Annotated in this window: 5 protein-coding genes; 2 read left to right on the top strand and 3 right to left on the bottom strand. The window is 37.3% G+C overall.

All coding sequences use genetic code 11. From position 1 onward, the window contains the following. Together RT445_RS16810 and RT445_RS16805 are read left to right on the top strand one after the other, a co-directional pair. Positions 1–193, top strand: a 193-nt coding sequence (locus RT445_RS16810; RefSeq protein ID WP_313471037.1) for a winged helix-turn-helix domain-containing protein, incomplete at its 5' end; no start/stop codon positions are given. Then, a complete protein-coding gene (locus RT445_RS16805) occupies positions 190–1596 on the top strand; it encodes a sensor histidine kinase (RefSeq protein WP_312507208.1) in 1407 nt (468 codons plus the stop codon). The genes RT445_RS16810 and RT445_RS16805, both read left to right, overlap by 4 nt. Positions 1597–1641: 45 nt before the next feature. Here the strand turns inward: RT445_RS16805 and RT445_RS16800 are convergent, their stop codons facing one another. From RT445_RS16800 to RT445_RS16790, 3 genes are all read right to left on the bottom strand, one after another. Then, on the bottom strand, positions 1642–2001 hold the full coding sequence (locus tag RT445_RS16800; protein WP_312507207.1) for a YxeA family protein: 360 nt from the start codon (positions 1999–2001) through the stop codon (positions 1642–1644). A 1-nt stretch (position 2002) separates the two neighbouring features. Next, the gene (locus RT445_RS16795) at positions 2003–3871 is read right to left on the bottom strand and encodes an ABC transporter permease (protein ID WP_312507206.1); all 1869 of its coding nucleotides are present in this window, start codon (positions 3869–3871) and stop codon (positions 2003–2005) included. After that, a partial coding sequence (locus tag RT445_RS16790; protein ID WP_313471036.1) for an ABC transporter ATP-binding protein occupies positions 3858–4369 on the bottom strand: 512 nt, incomplete at its 5' end. The genes RT445_RS16795 and RT445_RS16790, both read right to left, overlap by 14 nt.

Genomic DNA, 4369 nt, shown 5'->3' with positions numbered 1-4369 from the left:
TCGAATTTTAAGTAAGGAAACATTGTTTGAACGTGTTTGGGGAGAGGATTTTTTCGGCTCTGATAATACGGTCATGGTGCATATACGACGTCTACGTGAGAAAATTGAGCAGGATGCCTCTAAACCTCTTTACATCACAACAGTAAAGGGACTTGGCTATAAATTTGTCATACCAAAAGAGGCGCAAGGATGAAGTGGAAATTAACAGCGCGCTTTCTCCTTTCCGTACTATCTATTGTCATTATTGTTATTTTCGTCAATACAGCCATTTTCGTAGGACTCCTTACTTATCGATTGTCAAATGATTATGATGGTCCATCTGCAACTAAAGAGGAAGACTTTGTACGGGATTTCCAACAATATATTGAGATAAAGAATGGGTCAGCGACAATCAATAAAGAAGGGCTTGAACAGTTGCATCAGCGGAATGCTTGGATTCAATTGCTTGATGTAAATGGTCAAGTTATTGATGCACACTTTACACCAGAAAAGGCACCTTCACACTATGCACCTATTGACTTAATCCAAGTTTATAAATATAAAGAATTTGAAGCTGATACGACTGTTTTTATTGGCGTCAAGGATGAGGTTAGTTATCTCATTGGTATTAGGAGTGATGTTTCGCGGTTAGTCATGCATGTTTCCGGCACATCATTTTTACAGTTTATTGGTAAATTCGGACTTTTCATTGTTATTGCCGACTTGTTAGTAGCTACATTAGTTGGCTGGCTTTTTGGTCGTACGTTAACGAAGCCTCTATATGCAATGATAGAACGCATTCGCCATTTAAAAAACCATGAACATCAGACTGCTACAACTCCTGGTGGTGTATATAAACCAGTTTTTGAAAATTTAAATGAAGTATCACGAGAATTGGCAGCCCATGAACAGGAAAGAAAACGATTAGAGATTATGCGGGAGGAATGGATTAGTAATGTCTCACACGATATGAAAACACCGCTTGCTTCTATTCGTGGTTATGCAGAGCTATTGAACGATGATCAATTAGCTTATAGTGAGCAAACAGAATACGCCAAAATTATTGAAAAACAATCATTGCATATGCAAGATCTACTCGATGATTTGAACTTGACGATGCGCTTAAGACATCAACAGCTACCACTTTCATTAAGAAAAGTTAATATGGTGCCATTTATTCGTGAGATTGTTATTGATACTTTAAATACAACACAATTTGAGCTTGCCAATATCGAGTTTAATGCGGCTTCTGAGAACAGTTACCATCAAATCGACGAGCATTTTATGCGTAGAGCGATCATGAACTTTTTACACAACGCTCTCCTTCACAATACTCCAGATGTAGCTGTCCAAGTGTTGGTTGATGGGAATTCTATTGCAATTTCTGATAACGGCAAGGGAATCCCTGCAGAGGATTTAGAACATATTTTTGAACGCTATTACCGAGGTACAAATACAGAAAAAACAACGGGTACCGGCTTAGGCACAGCCATTGCTAGGGATATTATTGAGGCCCATGGAGGCACTGTTACCATTACGTCTGAAGAAGGAAAAGGAACCAGTGTTAACATTTATCTACAAAGTGAAAATCGCATAAGTCAAAACGAGAAATTTTAACGCTAAAGGGGGTGTCTCAAAAAATCTTTGAGACACCCCTTTTTTCTACTTCATTTGGTCCTGCACCTTAGCAGGTAACTCATGGAATTTCACCTCATCATATGAAGTAACTTCCGTTTCTTTTTTTACATAAAGCTTTAAATACGCATCCTGACGTAAGTTTTTTTGAGCTGAAAATTTGAATGTTTTTTCTTCTCCGTTTTTATTGAATGCAGGTAGCTCGTACCAATATGTTTGATAGATTTGACCGCTATCTGCCTTATACTCCTCTACCTCGCCATCAGCTGTGATATGCACATAGTACGTGTCTTTATTTAAACGGTTAAAGTCTACAGTCATTAATACGACTAACCCTGCTACGAATAAGATAAACAAAGCACCTATTGCGAGAAATACTTTTTTCATATTAATTCCCCTGTCTTACAATTTTATAGAACGAACGTACGGTAAAAATATAATAAATAAAGTAAATAGCTGAGTATGCAATCATCCACAGTATTACTGGCTTTGTAATGTTCATACCAAATAATTGTGAAAATGCAAGTAATGCAAACGAACTATGCACAATACCGACAATCAGTGGTGCACTAAAGATTACAGCTACTTGACCTGCTACTGTCTTTAAGATTTGCTTACTATTCACACCGATTTTATTTAAAATGGCATATTTCGCCTGATCTTCTTCAGCTTCCGTTAAAATTTTGAAATAAATAATACTACCTGTTGCCGCTAGGAACACTAAGCCTAGAAAGCTTCCTACAAACAATAGTGCACCTACTGTCGCTATACTGTCCTCATAACTTTGTGGAACGCTAGAGAAAGATTCTTGCTGTTCAGAGGATAACTGCTTGTAAATGTCTTTGGATATGGTCTGTTGTTTTAAATCATTGTCTAATCCAATAACCTGAATCGTCACCTCTTCAGCATTTGTAGCAGTAAATTCCTGATCATTCACAACTAGTACTGTGCCTGCAGATGTAAAGTTTAAAACACTTTCTGTGTACATTTTATCTACATGGAAGGAATCTCCGTTTTCAAGTTTAAAGTCCTCGTTAGTAAAATCATGTGAAAATCGCTCATCATAGGCTGCATCAAGTAACACAGTAGAACCATCTGCAACGTGCAGTTCTTGATTCTTACCTTGTAATTTAGCTAAACGATTATAATCAGATTCCTTAAGTAATGTATATTCGAAAAATGAGAATTCATTATCCACACGTAGATTTTTCACTGACAGCGATTCATTATACAAAATCTCTTGCTGCGGTAATTCAACTGCATCGCCCTTCCACATAAACGTATTCGGAAGCATCTGGCGTACACTTGCTTCTGCATTGTAATACATACCGAAGACCCCACCACCAGCTGTAATGGTTGTTGCGCTTAAAATAGCAATAATCGACAACGACTTTGCGTTTGCTCGGATACGATACAATAGTTGGGAAACACCGATTAAATTTAACCCTTTCCATGACCATGATGTTGCTTTTTTTAAAGCGGTTAGCACAAAGACACTCACACTATGGAATAGAAGATATGTCCCGGCAATCGTAACACCGATGACCATTAATGGCGTACCTAAAATAGTAAAGAATCGCCAAATTTTACTTGTAAACAAATCAGAAGCAGCTGTATAATAGCCAAATGCAATGAGCGCTGTGCCCAGTAAGGCAGCTACTAATGATGCACGCGGGATTTGCTCTCCCTGTTTTTCAGCATGAAATAAATCAATTAACTTAAATTGATAAATAACACGATAACCTTGTAAAGATGTGAATAAAAACAGTAGTGTAAAAATGCATGTCGTATTAATTAGTGCTTCCATCGAAAATGTCAGGCTACCTACCACTTCATAGCCCATTAAGCGCACTAAAATCATTAATAGCCCTTGTGACATAAAGAATCCAAGAACAATACCAAGTACTAAAGAAACAAGCCCTATAACTAAATTCTCAAAAAAGAGCATTAAGCCAATTTTTTGCTTCCGAACACCTAGTAACGAGTAGAGGGCAACTTCCTTTTTCCGCTTCTTCATAAAAAATGAATTGGAATATGCCATAAAAATAACTATAAAGAACAGCAGTACTACTGATGACGCACTCATCAATCCTTTAATCTGTTGTGACGATTGTTTTAACGCTGAAAGATCATCATTATATTTCAGCGTCACAAATGTAAAGTAAATAACAATACTAAATACCATCGAGGCAATATATAAAAAGTAATTCGATAAATTGCGCTGAATGTTTTTACGCGCTAAACTAAATAACGTCATTTACTCCACCCCCGATGCTAGATAGCACCTGCAAGATCTCTTGGAAAAATTGCTTCCTTGTTAGAGTCCCACGATGAATTTCCTTAGAAAGCTGCCCATCCTGAATAAAGAGTATGCGTTGACAGAAGCTAGCTGCGAATGCATCATGGGTAACCATCATAATCGTTGCGGCTTGAGATTGATTTAAATCACTTAAACTTTCAAGTAAATCAGTAGCAGATTTTGAATCAAGTGCTCCTGTAGGCTCATCAGCAAAAATTATTTTTGGCTCTGTCACTAATGCACGCGATGAGGCTGTACGCTGTTTTTGTCCACCCGATATTTGATAAGGATATTTATCAAGCAAATCACTAATTCCAAACAAACCTGCAATACGGTCAACCCTTGCGCTAATGGCCTTTGTTGGCATCTTTGCAATAGCCAGTGGTAAAACTATGTTTTCTCGTACTGTTAAAGAATCAAGTAAGTTATAATCTTGGAAGATAAATCCTAAGTTAT

Source organism: Lysinibacillus sp., from assembly GCF_032093475.1.
Lineage (GTDB): Bacteria > Bacillota > Bacilli > Bacillales_A > Planococcaceae > Lysinibacillus > Lysinibacillus irui.
Note: the sequence above shows the minus strand (reverse complement) of the source record. Positions and strands in the feature narration are given on the sequence as shown.

Coding starts and splice junctions, on each gene's coding strand:
- RT445_RS16805 (WP_312507208.1), top strand. CDS start 190: ATGAAGTGGAAATTAACAGCGCGCTTTCTCCTTTCCGTACTATCTATT.
- RT445_RS16800 (WP_312507207.1), bottom strand. CDS start 2,001: ATGAAAAAAGTATTTCTCGCAATAGGTGCTTTGTTTATCTTATTCGTA.
- RT445_RS16795 (WP_312507206.1), bottom strand. CDS start 3,871: ATGACGTTATTTAGTTTAGCGCGTAAAAACATTCAGCGCAATTTATCG.